18 protein-coding genes are annotated in these 23,031 nt (G+C 72.2%); 15 read left to right on the forward strand and 3 right to left on the reverse strand.

Annotated features, from left to right (window positions below):
• Window positions 1-44 precede the first annotated feature (44 nt).
• Genes BMG523DRAFT_RS05245 through murG form a run of 6 tightly spaced genes read left to right on the forward strand, consistent with a single transcriptional unit; the run spans window position 45 to window position 8,345 of the window.
• Window positions 45-1,679: a UDP-N-acetylmuramoyl-L-alanyl-D-glutamate--2,6-diaminopimelate ligase gene (locus tag BMG523DRAFT_RS05245; RefSeq protein WP_011435852.1), complete on the forward strand. Its 1,635-nt coding sequence runs from the start codon at window positions 45-47 to the stop codon at window positions 1,677-1,679.
• A complete protein-coding gene (gene murF, locus BMG523DRAFT_RS05250; protein WP_011435853.1) occupies window positions 1,676-3,079 on the forward strand; it encodes a UDP-N-acetylmuramoyl-tripeptide--D-alanyl-D-alanine ligase in 1,404 nt (467 codons plus the stop codon). The genes BMG523DRAFT_RS05245 and murF overlap by 4 nt, the downstream gene beginning before the upstream one ends.
• Window positions 3,080-3,128: 49 nt before the next feature.
• A complete protein-coding gene (gene mraY / locus BMG523DRAFT_RS05255) occupies window positions 3,129-4,196 on the forward strand; it encodes a phospho-N-acetylmuramoyl-pentapeptide-transferase (protein ID WP_011435854.1) in 1,068 nt (355 codons plus the stop codon).
• Window positions 4,197-4,200: 4 nt separating this feature from the next.
• Window positions 4,201-5,616, forward strand: coding sequence for a UDP-N-acetylmuramoyl-L-alanine--D-glutamate ligase (gene murD / locus BMG523DRAFT_RS05260; RefSeq protein ID WP_011435855.1), 1,416 nt, complete (start codon window positions 4,201-4,203; stop codon window positions 5,614-5,616).
• Between the two features lie 2 nt (window positions 5,617-5,618).
• Window positions 5,619-7,211, forward strand: coding sequence for a putative lipid II flippase FtsW (gene ftsW, locus BMG523DRAFT_RS05265; RefSeq protein WP_011435856.1), 1,593 nt, complete (start codon window positions 5,619-5,621; stop codon window positions 7,209-7,211).
• A gap of 3 nt (window positions 7,212-7,214) precedes the next feature.
• Window positions 7,215-8,345 carry an undecaprenyldiphospho-muramoylpentapeptide beta-N-acetylglucosaminyltransferase gene (gene murG / locus BMG523DRAFT_RS05270; RefSeq protein ID WP_011435857.1) on the forward strand — a complete coding sequence of 377 codons (1,131 nt, stop codon included), beginning with the start codon at window positions 7,215-7,217 and terminating at the stop codon, window positions 8,343-8,345.
• A gap of 57 nt (window positions 8,346-8,402) precedes the next feature.
• On the opposite strand, the gene BMG523DRAFT_RS05275 is transcribed toward murG, so the two are convergent.
• Window positions 8,403-8,852: a nitroreductase family deazaflavin-dependent oxidoreductase gene (locus BMG523DRAFT_RS05275; RefSeq protein ID WP_011435858.1), complete on the reverse strand. Its 450-nt coding sequence runs from the start codon at window positions 8,850-8,852 to the stop codon at window positions 8,403-8,405.
• Between the two features lie 333 nt (window positions 8,853-9,185).
• Window positions 9,186-10,694, reverse strand: coding sequence for a UDP-N-acetylmuramate--L-alanine ligase (gene murC / locus BMG523DRAFT_RS05280; RefSeq protein WP_011435859.1), 1,509 nt, complete (start codon window positions 10,692-10,694; stop codon window positions 9,186-9,188).
• Window positions 10,695-11,129: 435 nt separating this feature from the next.
• Between murC and ftsZ the strand changes: the two genes are divergently transcribed.
• The 6 genes from ftsZ to BMG523DRAFT_RS05310 all read left to right on the forward strand — a co-directional run bounded on the left by ftsZ (window position 11,130) and on the right by BMG523DRAFT_RS05310 (window position 16,261).
• Entirely contained in the window at window positions 11,130-12,620 is a 1,491-nt protein-coding gene (gene ftsZ / locus BMG523DRAFT_RS05285) for a cell division protein FtsZ (protein ID WP_011435860.1), read from the forward strand.
• Window positions 12,621-12,643: 23 nt separating this feature from the next.
• The gene (gene pgeF, locus BMG523DRAFT_RS05290) at window positions 12,644-13,327 is read left to right on the forward strand and encodes a peptidoglycan editing factor PgeF (RefSeq protein WP_011435861.1); all 684 of its coding nucleotides are present in this window, start codon (window positions 12,644-12,646) and stop codon (window positions 13,325-13,327) included.
• A gap of 14 nt (window positions 13,328-13,341) precedes the next feature.
• On the forward strand, window positions 13,342-14,334 hold the full coding sequence (locus BMG523DRAFT_RS05295) for a YggS family pyridoxal phosphate enzyme (protein ID WP_235462880.1): 993 nt from the start codon (window positions 13,342-13,344) through the stop codon (window positions 14,332-14,334).
• Between the two features lie 10 nt (window positions 14,335-14,344).
• The gene (locus BMG523DRAFT_RS05300; protein WP_023840535.1) at window positions 14,345-14,887 is read left to right on the forward strand and encodes a cell division protein SepF; all 543 of its coding nucleotides are present in this window, start codon (window positions 14,345-14,347) and stop codon (window positions 14,885-14,887) included.
• A gap of 74 nt (window positions 14,888-14,961) precedes the next feature.
• Window positions 14,962-15,216, forward strand: a complete 255-nt coding sequence (locus BMG523DRAFT_RS05305; RefSeq protein ID WP_035730579.1) for a YggT family protein — start codon at window positions 14,962-14,964, stop codon at window positions 15,214-15,216.
• A gap of 94 nt (window positions 15,217-15,310) precedes the next feature.
• The gene (locus BMG523DRAFT_RS05310) at window positions 15,311-16,261 is read left to right on the forward strand and encodes a DivIVA domain-containing protein (protein WP_011435865.1); all 951 of its coding nucleotides are present in this window, start codon (window positions 15,311-15,313) and stop codon (window positions 16,259-16,261) included.
• A gap of 274 nt (window positions 16,262-16,535) precedes the next feature.
• On the opposite strand, the gene ileS is transcribed toward BMG523DRAFT_RS05310, so the two are convergent.
• Entirely contained in the window at window positions 16,536-19,745 is a 3,210-nt protein-coding gene (gene ileS / locus BMG523DRAFT_RS05315; protein WP_011435866.1) for an isoleucine--tRNA ligase, read from the reverse strand.
• 472 nt (window positions 19,746-20,217) lie between these two features.
• On the opposite strand from ileS, the gene BMG523DRAFT_RS05320 reads away from it, so the two are divergent.
• From BMG523DRAFT_RS05320 to BMG523DRAFT_RS05330, 3 genes are read left to right on the forward strand one after another with little or no spacing between them, the layout of a single operon-like run.
• A complete protein-coding gene (locus BMG523DRAFT_RS05320; protein ID WP_368671086.1) occupies window positions 20,218-20,922 on the forward strand; it encodes a signal peptidase II in 705 nt (234 codons plus the stop codon).
• Window positions 20,903-21,844 carry an RluA family pseudouridine synthase gene (locus BMG523DRAFT_RS05325; RefSeq protein ID WP_011435868.1) on the forward strand — a complete coding sequence of 314 codons (942 nt, stop codon included), beginning with the start codon at window positions 20,903-20,905 and terminating at the stop codon, window positions 21,842-21,844. Before BMG523DRAFT_RS05320 ends, BMG523DRAFT_RS05325 begins: the two co-directional genes overlap by 20 nt.
• Window positions 21,841-22,902 (forward strand): hypothetical protein, encoded by a 1,062-nt coding sequence (locus tag BMG523DRAFT_RS05330; RefSeq protein WP_043590551.1) that lies wholly within the window; start codon window positions 21,841-21,843, stop codon window positions 22,900-22,902. The genes BMG523DRAFT_RS05325 and BMG523DRAFT_RS05330 overlap by 4 nt, the downstream gene beginning before the upstream one ends.
• Window positions 22,903-23,031 lie beyond the last annotated feature (129 nt).

Raw genomic sequence — 23,031 nt, forward strand, 5'->3', positions numbered from 1 at the left:
GGGAAGGTCGGCTGGACCACCGCCGTGCCCGGGCGCCCGTGGGGATGGCCGTGCCCGCCCCCACTAAGGTCGTGACCGTGACCTCTCCGGCACCTCGACCGGCTGCCCCGCCCGCGTGCAGCCTCGCCGATCTGCGCGCGGTGCTCGCGGCCGTGGCGCCCGTCCCGGAGCCGGCGGCGTTCGCGGGTGCGGGACATTCGCCGTCGGACACACATGCGGACACACATGCGGACACGGACACGGACGTGATCGTGCATGGCGTCACCCACGACTCGCATGCGGTCCGGCCGGGCGACCTCCACGCGGCACTGCCCGGTGCCCACACGCACGGTGCGGCCTTCGCGGCCGCCGCGGTGGCCGGCGGCGCCGTCGCCGTGCTCACCGACGCCGAGGGCGCCCGCCGGATCGCGGCCATGCCGCCCGGCCCCCCCGGGGAAGTCCCGGTGCTTGTCAGCGACGATCCACGGCGCGACCTCGCCCCGGTGGCGGCGAGGATCTACGGTGATCCCTCTGCGGCGCTGCGCCTGCTCGGCGTCACCGGCACCAACGGGAAGACGACCACGGCCTTCCTGCTCGACGCCGGGCTGCGCGCCGCCGGCCACACCACGGGCCTGATCGGCACGATCGAGACCCGGATCGCCGACGAACGGCTGGCCTCCGCCCGCACCACCCCGGAGGCGAGCGACCTGCAGGCCCTGCTCGCCACGATGGTCGAGCGTGGCGTGGGGGCCGCCACGATGGAGGTGTCCAGCCACGCGCTGGCCCTGCACCGGGCCGACGCCCTGCACTTCGCCGGGGCCGTGTTCACCAACCTCAGCCAGGACCATCTGGACTTCCACTCCTCCATGGAGGACTACTTCGCGGCGAAGGCGTCCCTGTTCGACCCGGCCCGGACCGCCGTCGCGGTGATCGGCGTGGCGGACCGGTGGGGCCGCCGGCTCGCCGAACGGCATCCCGGCGCGATCACGTTCGCCGTCGAGGGGCCGGCCGACTGGACGGCCCGGGACGTCTCCTACGGGCCGACCGGCACACTGCTGCGCGCCGAGGGTCCGGACGGGCTGCGGGTGGATCTGTCCGTGCCGCTGCCCGGCGCCTTTAACGTCGCCAACACGCTCGGCGCGCTGGCGCTGCTCGTCGCCATCGGGGTCCCCCCGGCCACGGCGGCGGCGGGGATCGGCTCCCTGCCCGGGGTGCCCGGCCGGATGGAGCGGGTCGACGCCGGCCAGCCGTTCCTGGCCCTGGTCGACTTCGCGCACACCCCGGACGCGGTCACGACGCTGCTCGAGACGGTTCGCCCGCTGGTGAAGGGCAGGGTCATCGTCGTGCTCGGCTGCGGTGGCGACCGCGACCGCGGCAAGCGCCCGCTGATGGGGGCCGCCGCGGCGACACTCGCCGACGTCGCGATCCTCACGAACGACAATCCGCGCTCGGAGGATCCGGCGGAGATCCTCGCCCAGATGCTCGCCGGGGTCACGGCGCTGTCGGCCTCGGCCACGGTCTTGGTCGAACCGGACCGCGCCGCGGCCATCGCGGCCGCCGTGGCCGAGGCCGGACCTCAGGACGCCGTCGTTGTCGCCGGCAAGGGTCATGAGTCGGGCCAGGAACAGGCGGGGGTGGTGACCCCCTTCGACGATCGGGTCGCCCTGCGCGCCGCGCTCTCCTCGGTGGAGAGGAGATGATCCCGCTGACCCTGGCCGAGGTCGCGTCGGCGACCGGCGGCCGGCTCGACGCGGTGCCCGACCCGGGCGTCACGGTGCGTTCGGTCGTCGTCGACTCCCGCGAGGTCCGCGACGGCGCCTTGTTCGTCGCCCTGGCTGGCAGCCGGGTCGACGGGCACGACTTCGCCGCCGCCGCCGTCGCCGCCGGCGCGTCCGCCGTGCTCGCCGCCCGGTCGGTGGGCGAGCCGGCCGTCATCGTTCCCGATCCGCCTTCGGCGCTCGCCGCGCTCGCCGCGTACGTCCGTGATCTGGCCGCCGCCACCGTGGTCGCCGTGACCGGGTCGGCGGGCAAGACGACGACCAAGGACCTGCTCGCCGACGTGCTGGGCGGGCTCGCCCCGACGGTGGCCGCGCCCGGCTCCTTCAACAACGAGATCGGACTGCCGCTGACGCTGCTGCGCACCGAGCCGGACACGGCGTTCGTCGTCCTGGAGATGGGTGCCCGCGGTCCGGGGCACATCGCCACCCTCTGCGCGGTAGCCCGCCCGGCTGTGGGGGTGGTCCTCAACGTCGGCAGTGCCCACCTGGGCGAGTACGCCGACGGCCGGCTGGGGATCGCCGCGGCCAAGGGCGAGCTTGCCGAGGCCGCGAGCGAGGCCGTCGTGCTCAACGCCGATGACCCGCTGGTCGCGGCGATGGCGGTTCGGACGACGGCCGAAGTGATCACTTTCGGGGAGGGTGGACGGGCCGACGTGCGGGCCGGTGCCGTCGATGTCGACCGGCTGGGCCGCGCCTCGTTCGACCTGCTGGCGCACGGCGAGCACCATCGGGTGACCCTCGGGCTCGTCGGCGCGCACCAGGTGCCGAACGCGTTGGCCGCGGCGGCCGTCGCGATCCGGCTGGGGCTGTCCCCGGACCGGGTCGCCGCGGCGCTGTCCGCCGCCCGCCCGCGCAGCCGGTGGCGGATGGAGGTGACCTCCACCGCGGCCGGGGTGGTGGTCGTCAACGACGCCTACAACGCGAACCCGGAGTCGATGCGGGCGGCGCTGAAGGCGTTGGTGGACATGCGGGGGAAGGGCCGGGCGTTCGCGGTGCTCGGTCCGATGGGGGAACTCGGTGACGCCGCCGCCGCCGAGCACGACGTGCTCGGCCGGTTCGCGGTCCGCCTCGGGGTCGATCGACTGATCGCGGTGGGTCCGGCGGCCCGCCATATCCACCTGGGCGCCTCGCTGGAAGGCTCCTGGGACGGGGAGTCGGTGGAGGTGACCGACGCCGAGGAGGCGGTGGCCCTGGTGGCCGCGCAGGCCGGACCGGATGACGTGGTACTGGTCAAGGCCAGCCGGTCCTTCGGTCTGGAGCGCGTCGCCGAGGCGTTGGTGACCAGATTCGGCGTCCTCGGCGCCGGGATCGAGGGGACATGACGGCGGACGGCTGGCTTCACACACGCGGACCCGCGCGGGTGACGCACGCGTGAGAGGCGTTCTTATCGCGGCCATGGTCGCGTTGGTCGTGTCGTTGCTGGGCACACCCTGGGTGATCCGGCTCTTCCGCCGGCAGGGATATGGCCAGGAGATCCGCGAGGACGGGCCGTCCAGCCACCTGACCAAGCGGGGCACCCCCACGATGGGGGGCACTGTCATCATTGTCGCTGCCCTGGCCGGGTACTTCCTGGCCCACCTGGTGACCGGCATCGGGTTCACCGCGTCGGGTCTGCTTGTGCTGATGGTGATGACCGGGCTTGGCCTGGTCGGCTTTCTGGACGACTACATCAAGATCCGCAAGCAGCGCAGCCTCGGGCTCACCGCCCGGATGAAGTTCACCGGGCAGGCCGCGGTCGCGATCGTCTTCGGCCTGCTGGCCGTCCGGTTCAAGAACGACGCCGGGCTGCTCCCCGGCTCGACGTACATCTCGATCGTGCGGGACACGAGTCTCTCCGTCGGCATCATCGCCTTTCCCTTGCTGGCCTGGATCATCATCGCCGCGACCTCTAACGCGGTGAACCTCACCGACGGCCTCGACGGCCTCGCGGCCGGCACCTCGGCAATGGTGTTCGGCGCGTACGTCATCATCTCCTTCTGGCAGTTCGGCAACCTGTGCGAGCCGCACGCGGCCGAGGCGGGCTGTTACCTCGTGCGTGATCCCCTCGACGTCGCGCTGGTCGCGGCGGCGGCGATGGGGGCCTGTTTCGGGTTCCTGTGGTGGAACGCCAGCCCGGCGAAGATCTTCATGGGGGACACCGGGTCGCTCGCGCTGGGCGGTGCCTTCGCCAGTATCGCGATCGTCAGCCGGACCGAGCTGCTTCTCGTCGTCCTCGGCGGCCTGTTCGTCATCGAGACCCTGTCCGTGATGATCCAGGTCGCGTTCTTCAAGGCGACGAAGAAACGCGTGTTCAACATGGCGCCGATCCATCACCATTTCGAGCTCGCCGAATGGCCCGAGACGACGGTGATCATCAGATTCTGGATCGTCTCGGGACTCGCGGTGGCCTTCGGCCTGGGCCTGTTCTACGCGGAGTTCCTCTCCCACGGAGGTGGCTGACGCCATGACGGGCGACGGTCAGGGCCCGGGCGACGGTCAGGGCCCAGGCAACCTCACGACCTCGATCTCCTGGGCGGGCCTGCCCGTGCTGGTCGTCGGGATCGGGGTCTCCGGGCTCGCCGCGGCCCGGGCGCTGCTTGCCCGCGGTGCGCGGGTCCGGGTCGTCGACGCCGGCGACTCCCCACGTCACCAGGGTGCGGCCGCGACGCTGCGGGCGCTCGGGGCCGAGGTGAACCTCGGCGGCCTGCCGGCCGGCCCCGGGGACAGCGCCCTCGTCGTCACCTCGCCCGGCGTCCCGCCGACGGCCCCGCTGATCACCGGGGCGGCCGGCGCCGGGATCCCGGTCTGGGGGGAGGTGGAGCTCGCCTGGCGGTGGCGGGGTGGGAGCCGGTGGCTCGCCGTCACGGGAACGAACGGCAAGACGACGACCACCGAGATGCTCGGCGCGATGCTCGCCGCCGGTGGCCGGCGATCCACCACCGCCGGGAACATCGGGACCCCGATCGTGGACGCGGTTGCCGCCGAGCCGCCCTACGAGACCCTCGCGGTGGAACTGTCCAGCTTCCAGCTCCATTACACCCACACCATGGCCCCCCTCGCCGCGGCCGTGCTCAACGTCGCCCCCGACCATCTCGACTGGCACGGGGGCGCGGCGGCCTATGCGGCAGCGAAGGCGGGGATCTGGCGTCGTCCCGGGACGACCGCGATCGGCAACGCCGACGACGCAACCAGCGCGGACCTGCTCGCCGCCGCTCCGGGGCGGCGGGTCCTGTTCGGTCTCGACCCGGCGGCCCGGCCGCGGCCCGGCCTGACCGTCGTCGACGGCCACCTCGTCGACGACGCCTTCGGTGGCGGGCGGCTGGTCGCCGTCCGTGACCTCGTGCTGACAAGTCCGCACATGATCTCCAATGCGCTGGCCGCCGCCGCGCTTGCCCGCGCCGAGGGCGTTGGCCCGGCCGCGATCGGCGCGGCGCTCGTCGCTTTCCGGCCCGGCGCCCACCGCAACGCCGAGGTGGCCGTCATCGACGGGGTCCGCTGGGTGGATGACAGCAAGGCGACGAACCCACACGCCGCCGCCGCGTCGCTGGCCGGCTACCCCTCGGTGGTGTGGATCGCGGGCGGCCTCAACAAGGGCCTCGCCTTCGACGATCTCGTCCGCGACGCGCGCCGGGTGCTGCGCGCCGCGGTCCTCATCGGGCGCTGCGCCGATGAGATCGCCGCCGCTCTCGCCCGACACGCCCCCGATGTCCCCGTGGAACGGGCTGACGGCATGGACGATGCGGTGAAGGCTGCGGCGGCGTTCGCGACCACCGGTGACACTGTGCTCTTGGCGCCGGCCGCGGCCTCGATGGACATGTTCCGGGACTACGCGGCGCGCGGAGATCTGTTCGCGGCGGCGGTCCGCGCACGAGAGGGGTAACCGTGGCGGGGTCGGGAGCGTCGTCGCCGCCGTCCACCGGGACGTCGGCGCGGCCCGCGCGGGCGGCGCGAGGGCCCAAAGCCGTGCGAACCGGCTCCGCGGCCGAGCCCGACTCCGCCGGCGGGGGAACCGGCGCGGCGGACGGGGCCGAAGCACGGCTGCCGCTGCTCGACCGGCCGTTGGCGTCCTACTACCTGCTGCTGTCCTCGGCCGCTCTGCTGCTGGTGCTCGGACTGGTCATGGTCCTGTCGGCGTCGAGCGTGCGCTCCTACGCCGACTTCGGCTCCTCCTACACGCTGTTCATCCGGCAGGTGATCTGGGTCGCGATCGGTCTGCCGGTGGTCGCCGTCGCCTCCCGGCTGCCTGTGCGGGTCTTCCGCGCCTTTGCCTACCCGTTGTTGCTCGGGACCGTGCTGATGCTGATGGCGGTGCTCATCCCGGGTATCGGCAGCGTGCGTGGTGGCGCCCGCCAGTGGATCGTCGTCGGGCCGATCACGATCCAGCCCAGCGAGTTGGCGAAGATCGCCCTTGCGCTGTGGTGTTCGGATCTGCTTGTCCGCAAACGGCGGCTGCTGTCCGACCCCAAACACCTGCTCGTTCCGCTGGTCCCGGTGTTCCTGTTCATCGACCTGCTGCTGCTGCTGGAACCGGATCTCGGCGGGGCGATCTGCGTGACCGTCGTGCCGTTGACCGTGCTGTGGGTGATCGGTACCCCGATGCGCCTCTACACCGGGATCCTGGGATCGATGGTCGCGGCGGCGTCGGTCCTCGCCGTGGTCGAGCCCTACCGCGTCCGGCGCCTGCTGTCGTTCACCGATCCGTTCGCCGACGCGCACGGCGACGGCTTCCAGGCCGTGCAGGGCATCTATGCCCTGTCGACCGGCGGCTGGTGGGGGGAGGGCCTTGGCGCATCCCGGGAGAAGTGGCCGCAGTTACTGCCCGCGGTGCACACCGACTTCATCCTCGCGATCATCGGCGAGGAACTCGGGCTGGTCGGCAGCCTGGTGGTGGTGGGCCTGTTCGGCGTGCTGGGATACGCGGGCCTGCGGATTGCGCACCGTTGTGACGAGCTGTTCGTCCGGCTCGCCGCAGCGGGGGTCACCGCCTGGATCCTCGTCCAGGCGGTGGTCAACATAGGTGCCGTCGTGGGTCTGTTGCCGATTACCGGCGTCACCCTTCCGCTGGTGTCGTTCGGTGGCTCCGCGTTGCTGCCGACCCTCGCGGCCCTCGGCATGCTGCTCTCCTTCGCCCGGTCCGAGCCGGCCGCGGCCGAATTCTTGTCCCGACGGGCCGAGGAACGCCACGCCGCGCGTCTCGCCGCGTCCGGCCGGCGCCGCCAGCGCTGGCGCCGCGGCCGGGAGCGGCGCGCCGATGCCACCGGGGTGATACCGCGGGAGGAGAGGCGGCCGCCCGGCCGCCGGGGCCACCGACCGGACCTCGGCCTCGTACCGGTCGACGACGCGCGGTCGGGTCCGGTGGGTCCGGTGCCGGAGTCCGGGTCGGGGCGTTCGTCGGGGCGCATATCATCCCGTGTGCGGGCCCGGGTGACCGGGGCCGGGCTGCCCGGGAGACGGCGTGATGTGTCATCGTCTTGACCGATGTTGCGAAGCGTAGTGCTCGCCGGCGGCGGGACAGCCGGCCACGTGGAACCCGCACTCGCCGTCGCGGACGCGCTGCGGGCGACCGACTCCCGGGTACGGCTGACCCTGCTCGGCACCGCGACCGGTCTGGAGGCGCGCCTGGTGCCCGCCCGGGGCCATGAGTTGGCGACGGTGCCGAAGGTCCCGATGCCGCGCCGCCCCACCCCGGCCGTGTTCAAGCTGCCCGCCCGGTTCCTCGACGCGATCTGTCAGGCGGGGGAGACCCTCGACCTGGTTCGGGCGGACGTGGTCGTGGGGTTCGGTGGATACGTGTCCGCGCCCGCGTACCTCGCCGCCCGGCGCCGCGGCATCCCGATCGTGGTGCACGAGGCGAACCCGCTGCCGGGACTGGCCAACCGGCTCGGCGCCCGGCTCACCCCGTTCGTCGCCACGTCCTACCCGAGCACGCCCCTGCGCGGCGCGACGCTCACCGGGATCCCGCTGCGGGGGGAGATCCTCACCCTCGACCGTTCCCCGGCCGCGATGCGGGCCGCCCGGGCGCGCTACGGGCTCGACCCGCACCGGCCGACCCTGCTCGTCTTCGGCGGTTCGCAGGGCGCCCGCTCGCTCAACCAGGTGATGACGGCGGCGGCGCATCCCCTTGCCGCCGCCGGGATCCAGGTGCTGCACGCGACCGGACCGAAGAACTTCGACGAGGTCGCCGCGGCGCTGCCCCTCGACCTGCCCACGCCATACGAGCTGCGGCCGTACCTCGACCACATCCCCTCGGCCTACGCCGCGGCCGACATGACCCTGTGCCGGTCGGGCGCGATGACATGCGCGGAACTCGCCGCGGCGGGGCTCCCGGCGGTGTACGTCCCCCTGCCGCACGGCAACGGTGAGCAGCGCCGCAACGCGCTGCCGACGGTGGAGGCCGGCGGTGGTCTCCTCGTCGACGACGCCGAGCTCAGCGCGTCCTGGCTGCTCGAGAACGCGCTGCCGGTGCTCATCTCCGCCGAACGGCTGGCGAAGATGTCGGCCGCCTGCGCCGGCAGCGGCCATCCCCAGGCCGCCGCCGCGATCGTCGCCATGATCCGGGACGCCGCCGCCACCCGGCGGCGATCCCGCCCGCGGCACGCGGCTCCCTGACCGCTCCGCCGTCCCCGGCCGCTGGACAGCCAGGGGGTGTCCAACGCTGGCCGGTTATCACAGCGTGACCAGCACGACCACCGGGATCTCCCGTTCCACCTGCTCCTGGTGGCCGCGGATCCCCGGCATCGTCTCGACCAGTGCCTCGTAGAGCCGCTGCCGCTCGTCCCCGGTGGCGGTCAACGCCTCGGCCTCGAACCGGTCGGTGCCGAGCTCCACCACGACCTTCGGCTCGGCCGTCAGGTTCTGGTACCAGTCCGGATGCCGTGGGGCGGCCATGTTGGACGCGAAGACGACGATGCGGCCGGGACCGCCGTCCATGACGTACCCCAGCGGGGTGGTGTGCTCCTTCCCGCTGCGCCGCCCGGTCGTCGTCACGAGCACCAGCCTGGAACCGGGCAGCGTCTTCTCCAACACGCCGCCAGTCGCCCGGTACTCGGCGATCACGGTCTGATTGACCGCCCTGACGTCGAAGCCAGGTCTGCGCGGGTCCTGCGTGTCGGCCATCGTCTCGATCCTCACCTGTCGCCGCCGGCCATGCCGGCGGGGGCGTGTTGCGGCAGTCAACCATCGACGCCGGGCAACAGCCGGCAGGATCATCGCCCGGGACGTCGCGTCGGCGTTACGGGTCCGCGGCGCGGTGCCGCTTTCACGCCGGGGAGGAGGCGCCGTCTCACGGGCATCGGATGGCACTTCTTTGTACGAGAGAATTGAAGCCCTTCTTGTTTTCGACGGTACCCCACCGCGGTACCTCACCGCCGTTCGGACGGCCGTGGGGGAGTACCCGTCGCGGCGAGGTAAGGCGGCATGAGAGCGCCATTGGACGCTCACATGCAACGGTCAACCGGCCGCCGAGAAGCCCAGGGCGGCCAGCAGCCGGGGACCGACCGTGGTGATCGTTCCCGCTCCGAGCGTGAGCAGCAGGATCCCCCGCGACGCCTCGTCGCTCAGGGTGACGCGGACGTCCGTGGCGAGTCGTTCGACGAGTTCGGGCCAGGACACGTAGTATGTTGCCGCCGGCTCGCTCACCCGCTTGACCAGGTCGACGGCATGCAGACCGAGGTCGTCGGTCTCGCGGGCGGCATAGATGTCGGTGACGTACACCCGGTCGGCGTCGCTGAACGCGGCCGCGAAGTCGTCCAGTAGCGCGGCGAACCGACTGAACGTATGTGGCTGGAGTACCGTCCAGATCTGCCGTCCCCGAGCCCGTGAACGGGCCGCGGCGAGCGTCAGACGGACCTCCGTCGGATGATGCGCGTAGTCGTCGATCACCTCCAGGCTGCCCGGACCTCCGGCGGGTCCGACGCCGGTGCTGTCGGCGGGGCCGTTCCAGAAGCCCACGAACTCGAACCGTCGGGCCGCGCCGGTGAAGGTCGTCAGGGTGGTGAGGGTCTGGGCGGGAGCGACTCCCAGCTCGGTGGCGGTGGCGAGGACCGCGAGCGCGTTCAGCACCGAGTGCCGGCCGGGTACCGTCAGGGTCAGCGCGCCGATCTCCTGACCGGCCCGCAGGACGGTCGCCCTGGTCATGTCGTCCCCCGCGGTGGTGACGACGTCGACGGCGCGCCAGTGGCGTTCGGCACCGAAGCCGTAGTCGATCACCGCGACGTCATTCACCGCGACGTCATTGCCGGGCCGCTGGCGACCCAGCTCGGTGAGGACGGCGACCACCCCGGGATGATCTCCGCAGACGACCAGTCGTCCACCCGGCCGGACCCGTCGGGCGAACGCGGCGAAGGCCGTCCGGACCGATGCCTCGTCGGGGAAGACGTCAGGGTGCTCCCACTCGACGTTGGTGATGACGGCGATGCTCGGGTCGAGGCCCGCGAAGGCGCCGCCGTACTCGTCGGACTCCAGGACGAAGACGTCGCCGGAGCCGGCCAGCGCGTTCCCTCCCAGCTGTGACACCTCCGCGCCGATGACCGCCGTGGGATCCAGCCCGGCGGCGCGCAGGACCAGGGTGAGCATCGCCGAGGTGGTCGACTTGCCGTGCGAACCGGCGACGGCGACCAGCCGGTAGCCGGCGGTGAGCTCCGGTAGCCATTCCGAACGGCGGCGCACGGGCAGACCGAGCGCGCGGGCGGCGACGATCTCCGGATGGTCGTCGGGCAGCGCACTGGACGCGACCACGACATCCGCACCGGCGAGCTCGGCGGCGAAGGCGGCCGGACCGGGCGTGGCCCCGATCCGGATCGGTACCCCCCGTGCGCGTAGGGTCGCCACCCGGGGCGAGTCTTCGGAGTCACTGCCGCTCACCGTCCCGCCGCCCGCGAGATGGATCTGGGCCAGCGGAGACAGGCCGCTGCCTCCGATGCCGAGGAAATGGACGTGCTGGGTGCGCTGACCGGTCACGGGAGGCAGTACACCATCATCGGCCCCGGTGGTGGTGAGGTCTCTTGATCCGTGGCACGGCCAGGCGTCGGGATCCGTACATTGATCGGGGTCCGTACATTGAGACGAAGCCCCCGTCGGCTGCGCCGGGAAGGTCGCCGGAGGCGAGTCACGGTTACCACAGACTCCTTCCGGGGCGGGGGTCCCCGCATTGTGGCGAAGCCACCATGCGGGGAAAGTCGTGACGCGCCGACAGCGTCCTTGACCACCGCCGAAGCCGTGCCTACTGTCCGATCCACAGTCGGAAGTTGACATAACTGTAACCGTCTAGCTGACGGTGAAGGTTGAGACTTCGACTGCTTTCCTCGCTCGCCGCGCGGCTCCGCCTTCCCGCGGCGGCGCAGGGGCGGGGTAACCCCCGTCCGACCACCGACGCCGCTGGAGGACCGACACCGCATGGCTGCCCCACAGAACTATCTCGCGGTCATCAAGGTCGTCGGGATCGGTGGTGGTGGCGTCAACGCCGTCAACCGGATGATCGAAGTCGGTCTCAAGGGCGTCGAGTTCATCGCCATCAACACCGATGCCCAGGCCCTGCTCATGAGCGACGCCGACGTGAAACTCGATGTCGGCCGTGAGCTCACCCGAGGCCTCGGCGCCGGAGCCGACCCCGAGGTCGGCCGCCAGGCTGCCGAGGATCACCGGGAGGAGATCGAGGAGGTCCTCAAGGGGGCCGACATGGTCTTCGTCACCGCGGGTGAGGGTGGTGGCACGGGTACCGGCGGTGCGCCGGTCGTCGCGAACGTCGCCCGCTCCCTCGGAGCACTCACCATCGGTGTGGTCACCCGGCCGTTCACCTTCGAGGGTCGGCGCCGGGCCACTCAGGCCGACACCGGTATCGACACTTTGCGTAATGAGGTCGACACCCTCATCGTCATCCCGAACGACCGTCTGCTGGCGATGACGGACCGGGACATCAGCGTTCTCGACGCCTTCCGCAGCGCCGACCAGGTGTTGCTCTCCGGTGTCCAGGGCATCACTGACCTGATCACCACGCCCGGCCTGATCAACCTGGACTTCGCCGACGTCAAGACGGTCATGTCCCATGCCGGCAGCGCCCTGATGGGCATCGGACGGGCCCGCGGCGACGACCGGGCCACCGTCGCCGCCGAACAGGCCATCGCGTCCCCCCTGCTCGAGGCGAGCATGGACGGGGCTCAGGGGGTGCTGCTCAACATCTCGGGTGGGTCGGACCTCGGCCTGTTCGAGATCAACGCGGCCGCCGAGCTGGTCGCCGACGCGGCCCACCCGGAAGCGAACATCATCTTCGGTGCGGTCATCGACGACGCACTCGGGGACGAGGTGCGGGTGACGGTCATCGCCGCCGGCTTCGACACCGTCCAGGACCGGCGGACCCGCACCCTCAACGCGGCGGGGCAGCGGCGCCCGCCGGGGCCGGCCGGCGGGTCGGCTGCCGGGCCGCCGACGGTGGCCGCCCCGGCCACCTCGCCCGCGACAACGATCCTGCCGCCGCTGCCGACGATCTCCACAGTCCCGTCTCGGACGCCGCCCGCCGCCCCCGCCACCCCCGCCGCGCCCCCGCCCGTCGCGCCGGTCCCGCCGCCCACACCGAGCTACCTGCAGGCACCCCCGCCGCCGATCGCGCCGTCGAACGTCGGTCATTACCACCCGGAACCGCTGCCGGGGGCGCCGGCCTCGAACGAACCCGCTGCGGCCGCCACGGCCGAATCGACCGTGATCCCGACGATCGAGTCTCGCCTCGCCCCGCCGAACCGTGAACCGGTGGAGCCGCCGGTCGATCAGGCCTATGGTCAGCACCGCCCGGAGCCGCCGCGCACTGCTCCCCGGCCGACCTACCCGCCTCGCCGGCCGGTGCGGCCGGTGGCCGACGACGACGAGTTGGACGTGCCGGACTTCCTCAAGTAGCCGGTGCCAGGCAGACTTCCGGCATGCCGGTTCTCGTCACCTCGCGCTCGGGCGGGGTCAGCGACCCGCCGTTCGAGGGACTCAATCTGGGCGACCACGTCGGGGATGCCGACGAGGCCGTCGCCGTCAACCGACGCCGGCTCGTCGACCGGCTGCGGATGCCGGTCCAGTACATGCGGCAGGTGCATGGGAGGCAGGTCGCCGTGTTGCGTCGGCACGGGCCGCCTCCACAGGCGGACGCGCTGGTGACCGATGTCCCCGGCCTCGTGCTCGCCGTGATGGTTGCCGACTGCGCACCGGTGCTGTTCGAGGCCCCCGCGGTGGTGGGAGTGGCGCACGCCGGCCGGGTTGGGATGGCCAGTGGCGTGATACACGCCACTCTTGGGGCCCTCGAGCGGCTCGGCGCCGCCCGGGACGAGCTCCGTGTCACCATCGGTCCATGTATCTGTGCCGGCTGTTACGAGGTGCCGGAGGATCTTCGTTGCGAGGTGGATACCCAGGTGCCGGGGAGTGCGGCCACCACCCGCGTCGGCACCGCGGCGATCGACCTGCGTGCCGGTATCCGTCGTCAACTCGCCGCCGCCGGTGTGACCGATATAACAATTTCTGCTCGATGCACCGCCGAGGATCCGGAGCTCTACTCCTACCGTCGAGAGGGTCGGACGGGACGCTTCGCCGGTCTGGCCTGGCTCGGGCCGACGCCATGATCCACCGGCCCGAGATGCCCGCGAGGCATGGCGCATCCGGCTCGGGGGAGTCCGACGGACCGTTCGACCCGGACCGGCCTGCCCCGGACCGGCCTGCCCCGGACCGGCCTGCCCCGGACCGGCCTGCCCCGGACCGGCCTGCCCCGGACCGGCCTGCCCCGGACCGGCCCGCCCCGGACCGGCCCGCCCCGATCGAGCTCGATCCGGCGCGCCTGGACCGGTTGACGCAGCGGCTGGCCGAGGTCCGGGCTCGGATCGCGGGGGCGGCCCGGGCCGCGGGCCGTGATCCGGACCACCTCACCCTCATTGCGGTCAGTAAAACCTACCCACCCCAGGATGTTGTGATGATGCACACGCTCGGGGTGCGGCACTTCGCCGAGAACCGGGAGCAGGAGGCCGGGCCGAAGGTGAGTCTCGTCACCCGGCTGATCGGCGGGGAACGGAGCGTCCCGGCCAAGGGAACCGGTGACGGCCTGTCCTCCGGTGCCACCGGTTCCGACGATCCGATCTGGCATTTCGTGGGACAACTGCAGCGCAACAAGGCCAGATCCGTTCTTCGTTGGGCGGATTGGGTGCAGTCGGTGGATCGGGTGAGCCTGGTGCCAGTGCTCTCCCGGCTGGCAATGGAACGCGGCCGCCCGCTGTCGATCTGTCTCCAGGTCTCGTTGGACCTCCCTGGTGCTTCCGATGGGAAGATCGGCGCGTCGATCGCCGGCTCGAGGCGCGGAGGGATCGATCCGGCCGGCCTTTCCGCCCTGGCCGATCTTGTCGAGGAGGCGCCGGGACTGGCCCTGCGAGGCGTGATGGCTGTCGCCCCCCGGAGGGGGCAGCCACGACCTGCGTTCGCGCGACTGCGTGAGGTGGCGGAACGCCTGAAGGTGGGGCATCCCCAGGCCACCGTCATCAGTGCCGGCATGTCGGGAGATCTTGAGGACGCTGTGGCCGAAGGCGCGACACACCTTCGGATCGGCACCGCTTTGTTCGGTGAACGGCCTGGTGTCCCTTAGAGTCGCGCCCATGGGGCTCGGGCGCAGGGCGATGGTCTACCTCGGTCTGGCCGAGGAGGATGAGGACTATCTCGACGACGACTATGACGACGGTCGTGCGGTCGGTCGTGACGACCGGCGTGCTATGCACGAACCGGTTCCGATGGACCGTACGGTCCGTCGGATAGACGCACGTGAGGAGCCGGTCGCCATGCCGCGACGTCCACCGGTCGAACCGCTGCGTCCCGCCGGTCCCGTGCCGATGCGCAGGGTGGCCGCGGTGGAGGAGTCGCACCCCTACCGGATCACCACGCTTCAGCCACGCAGCTACAATGAGGCGCGCCAGATCGGCGAGGAGTTCAGGGACGGGACGCCCGTTATCATGAACCTCACCGACATGGACGATGCCGACGCCAAGCGGCTGGTCGACTTCGCCGCAGGTCTGATCTTCGGGCTGCGGGGCGACCTCGAGAAGGTGACAAACAAGGTCTTCCTGCTCTCGCCGCACAACGTCGAGGTCACCGAGACGGACAAGCGACGCATCCGCGAGGGTGGGTTCTACAACCAGTCATAGTCAGGGGGCGTTCGCGTCCCCCCCGTTTCTCAGGAGAGAGCACCATCAGCACAGTAGGAAGCTTGATCTTTTGGGTGCTGACGGTCTATCTGTTGCTCCTGATAGCACGATGGATCATCGATCTGGTTCTTGCCCTCAGCCGATCGTTCCGCCCGACCGGCCCGCTGGTACTGGTCTTCGAGATCGTGTACACGGTAACTGACCCTCCGTTACGATTCATCCGGCGATTTCTTCCGCCGTTGCGGGTGGGTAGCGTTGCGCTTGACCTCGGGTTCCTGCTGCTCTTCCTAGTGGTCATCGTGCTTCGAAGCTATGCGCAGAGGCTGTGACGGGGTTGTTGTGCACACCGCGAGCGCGGGCGCGGCAGACTGCCCGCAGACCGCCCTCTCTTCGGGGAGCGGCGATGCCGCACGAGGAGGCGACGTGGCTCTGACACCACAGGACGTTCAGAACAAGGTCTTCAGTCCGACGAGGTTTCGCACGGGCTACAACGAGGATGAGGTCGACACCTTCCTCGACGAGGTCGAGGCCGAGCTGACGCGGCTGCTGGACGAGAACAGCGACCTGCGCCGGCAGCTCGACGAGGCCCGGCGTTCCGGCGGTGGTGGTCCGGGCGTGCCCGCGCAGATCCTCGAGGAGAACCAGGGCCTGCGCCGCCAGCTCGACGAGGCGCGTCGCCAGATCGCCCAGGCGCAGGCCCAGGCCGCCCAGGCTGCCCGGGAGCGGGGCCAGCAGCCGCAGCCCCCCGCGCCGCAGCAGGGTGGCGCCCCCACCACGGTGATCTCGGCGGTGGGTACCTCCGGACCGCCCGCCCGGGCCGGCGGCAACCCGCAGGTGGAGGCCGACATCGAGCAGCGGGTCGCCCGTACCCTCGTGCTGGCCCAGCGCACGGCGGACGAGGCGCTGCGCGAGGCGCGCGCGGAGTCCGAACGCGCCCGCCGCGAGGCGAGGGCGGACGCGGACCGCATCATCGGTGAGGCCCGGGCGCACGTGGCCGAGCAGCTCGGCGGCTTGGAGGACGACAAGCGTCGTCTCGAGGGCCAGGTCGAGCAGCTTCGGGCGTTCGAGCGGGAGTACCGCACCCGGCTGCGGGCCTACCTGGAGATGCAGCTGCGGGACCTGGACGGCATGCCGACCCAGCCGGCCGTCGGTGCCGGCGGGCCTCCGCGGCCGGGCCTCAACCCGGGTGGTGGACCCACACCGCCCGCGGTGGGCATGGGGCCCAGTGGCGCTGCGCAGAGCCCCGCCCACCAGCCGACCTTCCCGCCCGGTCCGCCCCTGCCCGCCGGCGCCGCCATGGCCCGCGACAACGGTCACGGCCGGCCGGACATGGACGCCACCCGGCGGGACGCCCCGGGAATGCAGGAGTTCTGATCATCCACCGCGCGGCCCTCGGCGGGTCCGGCGTGGCCCTCGGCACCGGCGCGGACGGCCGGTCTCGTGATGGGGTGATCGAGAGATGCTGACGCTTTGTGGAGCGGTTCTTGCTCTGTGTACGGTTCTTGCGGTGGTCGGCATCCTCGCCGGCAGCGGTTTCGTCTATGCGTCCCTGATCTTGACGCTGGCCGCCGCGGCGCTGCTCCCGGCGGGAGCAGTACGCCGGGCCTCTCGCTGGCCCCGGGCCTCTCGCTGACCCCGGGCCTCGGTCTCAGCCGCCGGTCGTCTCGTGCCGGGTGAGCGTGAACGCCAGGCCCAGCTCCTCGGCCGCCGAGCGGGCTGCCGTCTCGCGCGGCTGCGCCGCAGGTAGCTCCGTGCGGGCCGCCTCGGTGAAGGAGACCGCCAGCACCTCCTCGGCCACCGTCTGACCGTGGGTACGCAGAGCGAGCGCGGTCTCCTCGCGCGTCGCCGCCCAGGAGACGTCCACCCGGTCGGTGATCTCCAGCCCCGCCGCCTTGCGCGCGTCCTGGAGCACCCGGACGACGTCGCGGGCGAGCCCGGCGCGGGCGAGCTGCGGGGAGATCTCCAGGTCGAGGGCGACGGAGAGCCCGGACTCGGCGGTGACCGCCCAGCCCTGCCGCGGCGTCTCCGTGATGATCAGCTCGTCCCCGGACAGCTCGACGTCCTCCCCGTCAACGGTGACGGTGAGCCGTCCGTTGACGGGAGGACCGGCGGCCGCGATGGCCGCGGCGGCCGCCTTGGTGTTCCTGCCGAAGCGCCGCCCCAGCGCCCGGAAGTTCGGCTTCACCGAGATGTCGACGACCTCCGAGGTCGCCGGCTCCACCGTGGTCACGTTGAGCTCCTCGGTGATCTGCGCGATCAGCTCGGGGGAGAGCTCGTCAAAGGCACTCGCGCCGACGACCGCCCGCGGCAACGGCTGGCGGGTGCGCACCCCGCTGGCGGCCCGGGCGGCGCGGCCGAGTTCCACGATCCGCCGGACGAGATCCATCTGCTCCGAGAGCTCCGGCGTGTGCAGCCCCGCCGGGAGCTCGGGCCAGGCGGCCAGGTGCACCGAGTCGGGGGTCCGCGGGGATGCGTCGGCGAACAGCCGTGACCACAGCCAGTCGGTGAGGAACGGCGTGAACGGCGCCATCACCCGGGTCAGCGCGTCCAGGCAGGTGTGCAGGGTGCTCAGGGCGTCGGCGTCGCCGGCCCAGAACCGGCGGCGGGACCGGCGGACGTACCAGTTGGACAGGTCGTCGACGAACCGGGCGATCCGCCGCCCGGCCCGCAGCGAGTCGAAGTTCTCCAGCGCATCGTCCACCTCGGCGACGGTGGCCGCGAGCTCGGACAGCGCCCAGCGGTCCAGCACGTGCCGTCGGGCCGGCGGTGTCGCGCGCGGGTCCGCGGCCGGGTCCGCGCCTGGGCGCCAGCCGGCTGCCCCGGCATAGAGAGCGAAGAAGGACGAGGTGTTCCAGTAGGTGAGCAGGACCTTGCGGACGATGTCCTCGATCGCCTCGTGACTCACCCGGCGGTCCGCCCACGGCGAGCCGCCGGCGAGCATCAGCCAGCGGACCGCGTCCGCGCCGTGCCGCTCGAACAGCTCGAAGGGATCGAGCACGTTGCCGAGATGCTTGCTCATCTTGCGGCCGTCGGCGTCCAGGAGCAGGCCGAGACAGAGCACCGTCTCGTAGGAGGAGCGGCCGAACACCAGCGTGCCGACCGCCATCATCGTGTAGAACCAGCCGCGGGTCTGGTCGATCGCCTCGCAAATGTACTGCGCCGGGTACTGCCGGGTGAACGCCGCGAGGTTGTGGTGCGGGGCGCCCCACTGGGCGAACGGCATCGCGCCGCTGTCATACCAGACGTCGATCACCTCGGGCACCCGGTGCGAGGCGCCGCCACAGGTCGGGCAGGTCCCGGTGACCTCGTCGACGAACGGGCGGTGCGGGTCGAGGTCGGCCAGGTTCCGCCCGGCGAGCTCGGAGAGCTCCGCGAGTGACCCGACGCACACCAGGTGGGTGGGGTCGTCGTCGCAGCGCCAGACCGGCAGCGGTGTCCCCCAGTATCGGTTGCGGGACAGCGCCCAGTCGACGTTGCCGCGCAGCCACTCGCCGTACCGACCGGTCTTGATCCGCTCGGGGTGCCAGGTCGTCCGCTCGTTCTGCGCCAGCAGCTCGTCGCGGATGGCGGTGGTCCGGATGTACCAGGACGGCAGCGGATAGTAGATCAACGGTGTGTGACAGCGCCAGCAGTGCGGATAACTGTGCGTATACGTCGACGCCCGCCACAGCCGGCCCCGCTCGCGCAGGTCGGCGGTCAGCGGCGCGTCGGCATCCTTGAAGAACATCCCGCCGACCAGGGGGACGTCGGCGAGGAAGCGACCGTCCGTCCCGATCGGGTTCACCACCGGCAGCCCGCTCGCCCGGCAGACCGCGAGGTCCTCCGCGCCGAACGCTGGCGCCTGGTGGACCAGGCCCGTGCCATCCGTGGTCGTCACGTAGTCGGCGAGCACGACCGAGTGCGGGACGCCGGTGCCGGCCGCGAACCGCTCGGCCGCCAGCAGCTCGAACGGGCGGGTGTAGCGGGCACCGGCCAGCTCCGCCCCGCGGAACCGCTCGACGATCTCGGCGTCCTCGCCGAGGGCCGCGGTGACCAGTGGTTCGGCGACGACGAACAACTCCCCGTCCCCCGCGCGGGCCAGGACGTACTCCACCTCCGGGTGAACGGCCACCGCCGTGTTCGACACCAGCGTCCACGGGGTCGTCGTCCATACCAGCAGCTGCGCACCCTGCCCGGCGAGGCCCAGGGCGTCGGCGACGAGCGGGAAACGGACGTAGACCGAGGGGTCGTCGACGTCCGAGTAGCCCTGGGACACCTCGTGGTCACTAAGCGGCGTTTCGTCGCGCGGGCAGTACGGGGTGACCCGGAAGTCCTCGACCAGCAGGCCCTGGTCGAAGATCTGCTTGAGCGACCACCAGACGCTCTCGACGTAGCTGGTGTCCATGGTGCGGTAGGCGCCATCGAGGTCGACCCAATAGCCCATCCGCTCGGTCATCGCGGAGAAGTCCGCGACATGGCGCAGCACCGACTCGCGGCACCGGGCGTTGAACTCGGCGATGCCGAACGCCTCGATGTCGTTTTTGCTGGTGAAGCCGAGCTCCTTCTCGACCGCGAGCTCGACGGGCAGCCCGTGGCAGTCCCAGCCCGCCCGCCGGGGAACGTGGTAGCCCTTCATCGTCCGGTAGCGGGGGAACAGGTCCTTGAAGACCCTGGCCTCCACGTGGTGCGCCCCCGGCCTGCCGTTGGCGGTGGGTGGGCCCTCGTAGAAAACCCACAGCGGGCGGTCCGCGGTGGCCTCCAGCGAACGGTGGAACACCTTGGTGTCGCGCCAGCGGGCCAACGTCTCCCGCTCCAGGGCGGGCAGGTCCACCTGGGCGGGCAGCGGAGCGAAGGTGGGATGCCGCAGAGGGGTGCTCATCGTGGGGACCCGGTCTCCATAGTCGTAATCTCCGTCGGGCTGGTTCTCCAACGGAGGGACGACGCCTCACCGGTCCCGGGCGTGACCATCCGGCCGATGCGCCGGCCGCCTGTCCTACCCGGACCGGGGGTACCGCGGTACCACCCTCCTTGCGCACCCGCTCGGCCGGATCGGGCCGAGGGATGGCCCCTCGTTGTCCTCGCGGCGGCCGGATCTACTGGGGACCCGATGGTCGACCGGATTCCGTTCTTCCGGCGGCTCGGGGGTGATCTTCGCGACGCGCTGGCCACCGGGCTTCCACCGACCCCGGCTCGCTCGGGCTGCGCCCGCCGCTACTCGTCCCCGTCCACGCCGTACCGCTGTCCATCAGCGTAGCTCAGCGGGACGAGTGGTCCCGTCCCCGGCTCGGCCCTTCGCCGCGCGGCCGGTTCATCGTCGGGACTCGGGGCCGTAGAGTGGTCCGGTAGGAGAGGTGCCGACCATCGGGAGCGGTGTGTCCGAAGATCCCGTCGATCACGCGGTGACCGCGCCGGGGGGCGTCACCCCGGGCGCGGGGTCCGTCGCGCCGGCGATGTCGACGAAGCCCTCGGCCCCGCCCGGGGGGTCGACGCCGGTGCCGCACGGGCGGGACGAGGCTCGCCCTACCGTCGGTTCCCGCCGGGCGGTGGCCACGCTGACGGTCGCGGCGGCGATCGTCCTGCTGTCGGACATCCTCACCAAGCATGTCGCGGTGGCCACCCTGTCTGACCGGGGGCCTGTCGAGGTCATCCCCGGCCTGCTCGACCTGGAGCTCACCCGCAACTCCGGAGCGGCCTTCAGCCTCGCGGGCGGCGCGACGGTGCTACTCAGCCTGGTCGCCCTGGCCGTGGTCGCGGTGGTGGTGTTCACCGCCCGCCGGCTGCGGTCGGTGGGGTGGGCTCTCGTGCTCGGCGCCCTGCTCGGCGGGGCGGTGGGCAACCTCGCCGACCGCCTCTTCCGCGCGCCCGGTCCCCTGCGCGGTCACGTCGTGGACTTCGTCCACCTCCACTACTGGCCCATCTTCAACGTGGCCGACTCCGCGATCGTCTGCGGCGGCGTGCTCGCGGTCATCCTGTCCCTGCGCGGCGTGGGTCTGGACGGCACGCGCTACGCCGAGCATCATCCCCCCGGCGGGGGCAGTGACCATCACGGGCGGTGACCTGCGGTCCCTGCCGGTCCCGGACGGGCTCGACGGCGTCCGTCTCGACGCGGCGATCGCGAGGATGTTCGGGCTGTCGCGGACCGTGGCCGCCGCGCTCGTCGACGACGGCCAGGCGAGCCTCGACGGGAAGGTCCGGGGCCGGTCCGACCGGGTCAGCGGCGGTGCCTGGCTGGAGGTCCGGCTGCCCGCTCCGCCGCGTCCGGTGGCGGTGGAACCCACGCCGGTCGAGGCTCTCGGCATTCTCTACGACGACGACGACATCATCGTGGTGGACAAGCCGGTCGGGGTCGCCGTCCATCCGGCGCCCGGCTTCACCGGACCGACCGTGATCGGGGCGTTGGCCGCCGCGGGATACCGCATTTCCACCTCGGGCGCGGCCGAGCGTCAGGGGGTGGTGCACCGTCTCGACGTCGGTACCACCGGGGTGATGGTGGTCGCCAAGAGCGAGCGCGCATATACCCTGCTGAAACGGGCGTTTCGTGACCGTACGGTGGACAAGCGCTACCGGGCCGTGGTGCAGGGCCATCCCGATCCGCTGCGGGGCACCGTGGACGCCCCGATCGACCGGCATCCGCGCCGGCCGGGGCTGTTCGCCGTCGTCGCGGACGGCAAGCCGAGTATCACCCACTACGACCTCCAGGAGGCGTTCCGGGCCGCCTCCCTGCTGTCCGTGCGATTGGAGACCGGGCGCACCCACCAGATCCGGGTGCACATGTCCGCCCTGCGGCACCCGTGTGTCGGGGATCTCGCCTACGGGGCCGATCCCACGCTCGCCGAGCGGCTCGGCCTGACCCGCCAGTGGCTGCACGCGGCGCGGCTGTCCTTCGATCATCCCGGTCACGGCGGACGGGTCGAGTTCACCAGTCCGGACCCGGCTGACCTGGCCGAGGCGGTGGAACGGCTGCGGGACCAGCCATGACGGAGCCGGCGACGCTCGGGGAGGCGACCTCGGCGCCGGTGCCCGCTCCCGCGGCACCCGGGGGAGCGGTGCCGGCCCCGGCCCCCGCCTGCCGGGGGTGGTCCACCGTGCGCCCACCGGTCCACGGGTTGGGGGCGCTGCTCGATCGGGTCGACGCCCGCACGCTGCCGGCGACCTCTCGCGCGATCGCGATCGTCCGGGCGTGGATGGTGGGCCTGGCGGAGCGGGAGATCGGTCGGGTCCGCCGGACCCGGGACCGGGTCCGGCCCTCGCCTGCCGGCTCCGACGACGATGACGGTCCGCCGGCCCTGCTCGACGTGGCCGGAGTCACGCCCGGCGGGGTGGTGGACTGGGGCGTCCGGATGCTCGTCCTCGGACTCGTCGCGTTGATCGTGGTGAGCGCGACGGCCGCGATCCTGCAGGGCGTCGATCATGCTCCGTCGTCCGGACCGTCCTCCTCGGCGACCGAGCAGGCAGCGACGTCCGCGAACCAGCCGGCGGCGCCCGACCAGCCGGTGGCGCCCGCGCTGCCCGCGGTGACGATCGGCCCCGGGCCGAACGACCCGGTCGCCGACTACCTCGGCGCCAGCCGGCAGAACCTCGCGTTGCTGACCTCGGCCGCCCCCGGCGCCGATCTCTACGCCGTGGCCAGTCTCACCGCGCCCCGCACCCCCGCCGACCTGCTCGAGGTGTTCGGCGACTTCCGGACCGTCCAGGTGTTCTTCACCGCCGGTATCGGGGGTGAACAGGAGCAGGCCGTCGTGCGCGATCCGGTGGCCGACGTCCGGGCGGCCTTCGGGTCGGCGGCGGCCCAGGCGGACGCCCGAGCCGCCGCCGACACACAGGTCGGCAACACCGCCGCCGCCGACCGCGAGCGGCGGGCGGCGAACGACCTGCGGGCCGGGTGCGGGTGTCTGTTCGCCGTGGTGGTCCGCGCCCCGGCCTGCCGGCTCTCGCAGCTCGAAACCGATCCCCGGGTGCGGGTGGTGGATCCGGCCCCACCGGGAAGCGGGCCGCCGGGTGTGAGATTCATCCCACTGTCCCCGGACCGTCGCTGATCCGGTTGAGCCGTCCGCATGATCGGACGGCGTGCCGGGCACGGGTGGCGGACGGTGACCGTTCTGGCGTGGCATCCGACCCCTGCGCCATCGTCGACCGGGACAGGAGAGGATGAGGGGCGAGACCGG

Origin of the sequence: Frankia sp. BMG5.23, assembly GCF_000685765.2 — a bacterium.
GTDB classification, from domain to species: Bacteria; Actinomycetota; Actinomycetes; order Frankiales; family Frankiaceae; genus Frankia; species Frankia casuarinae.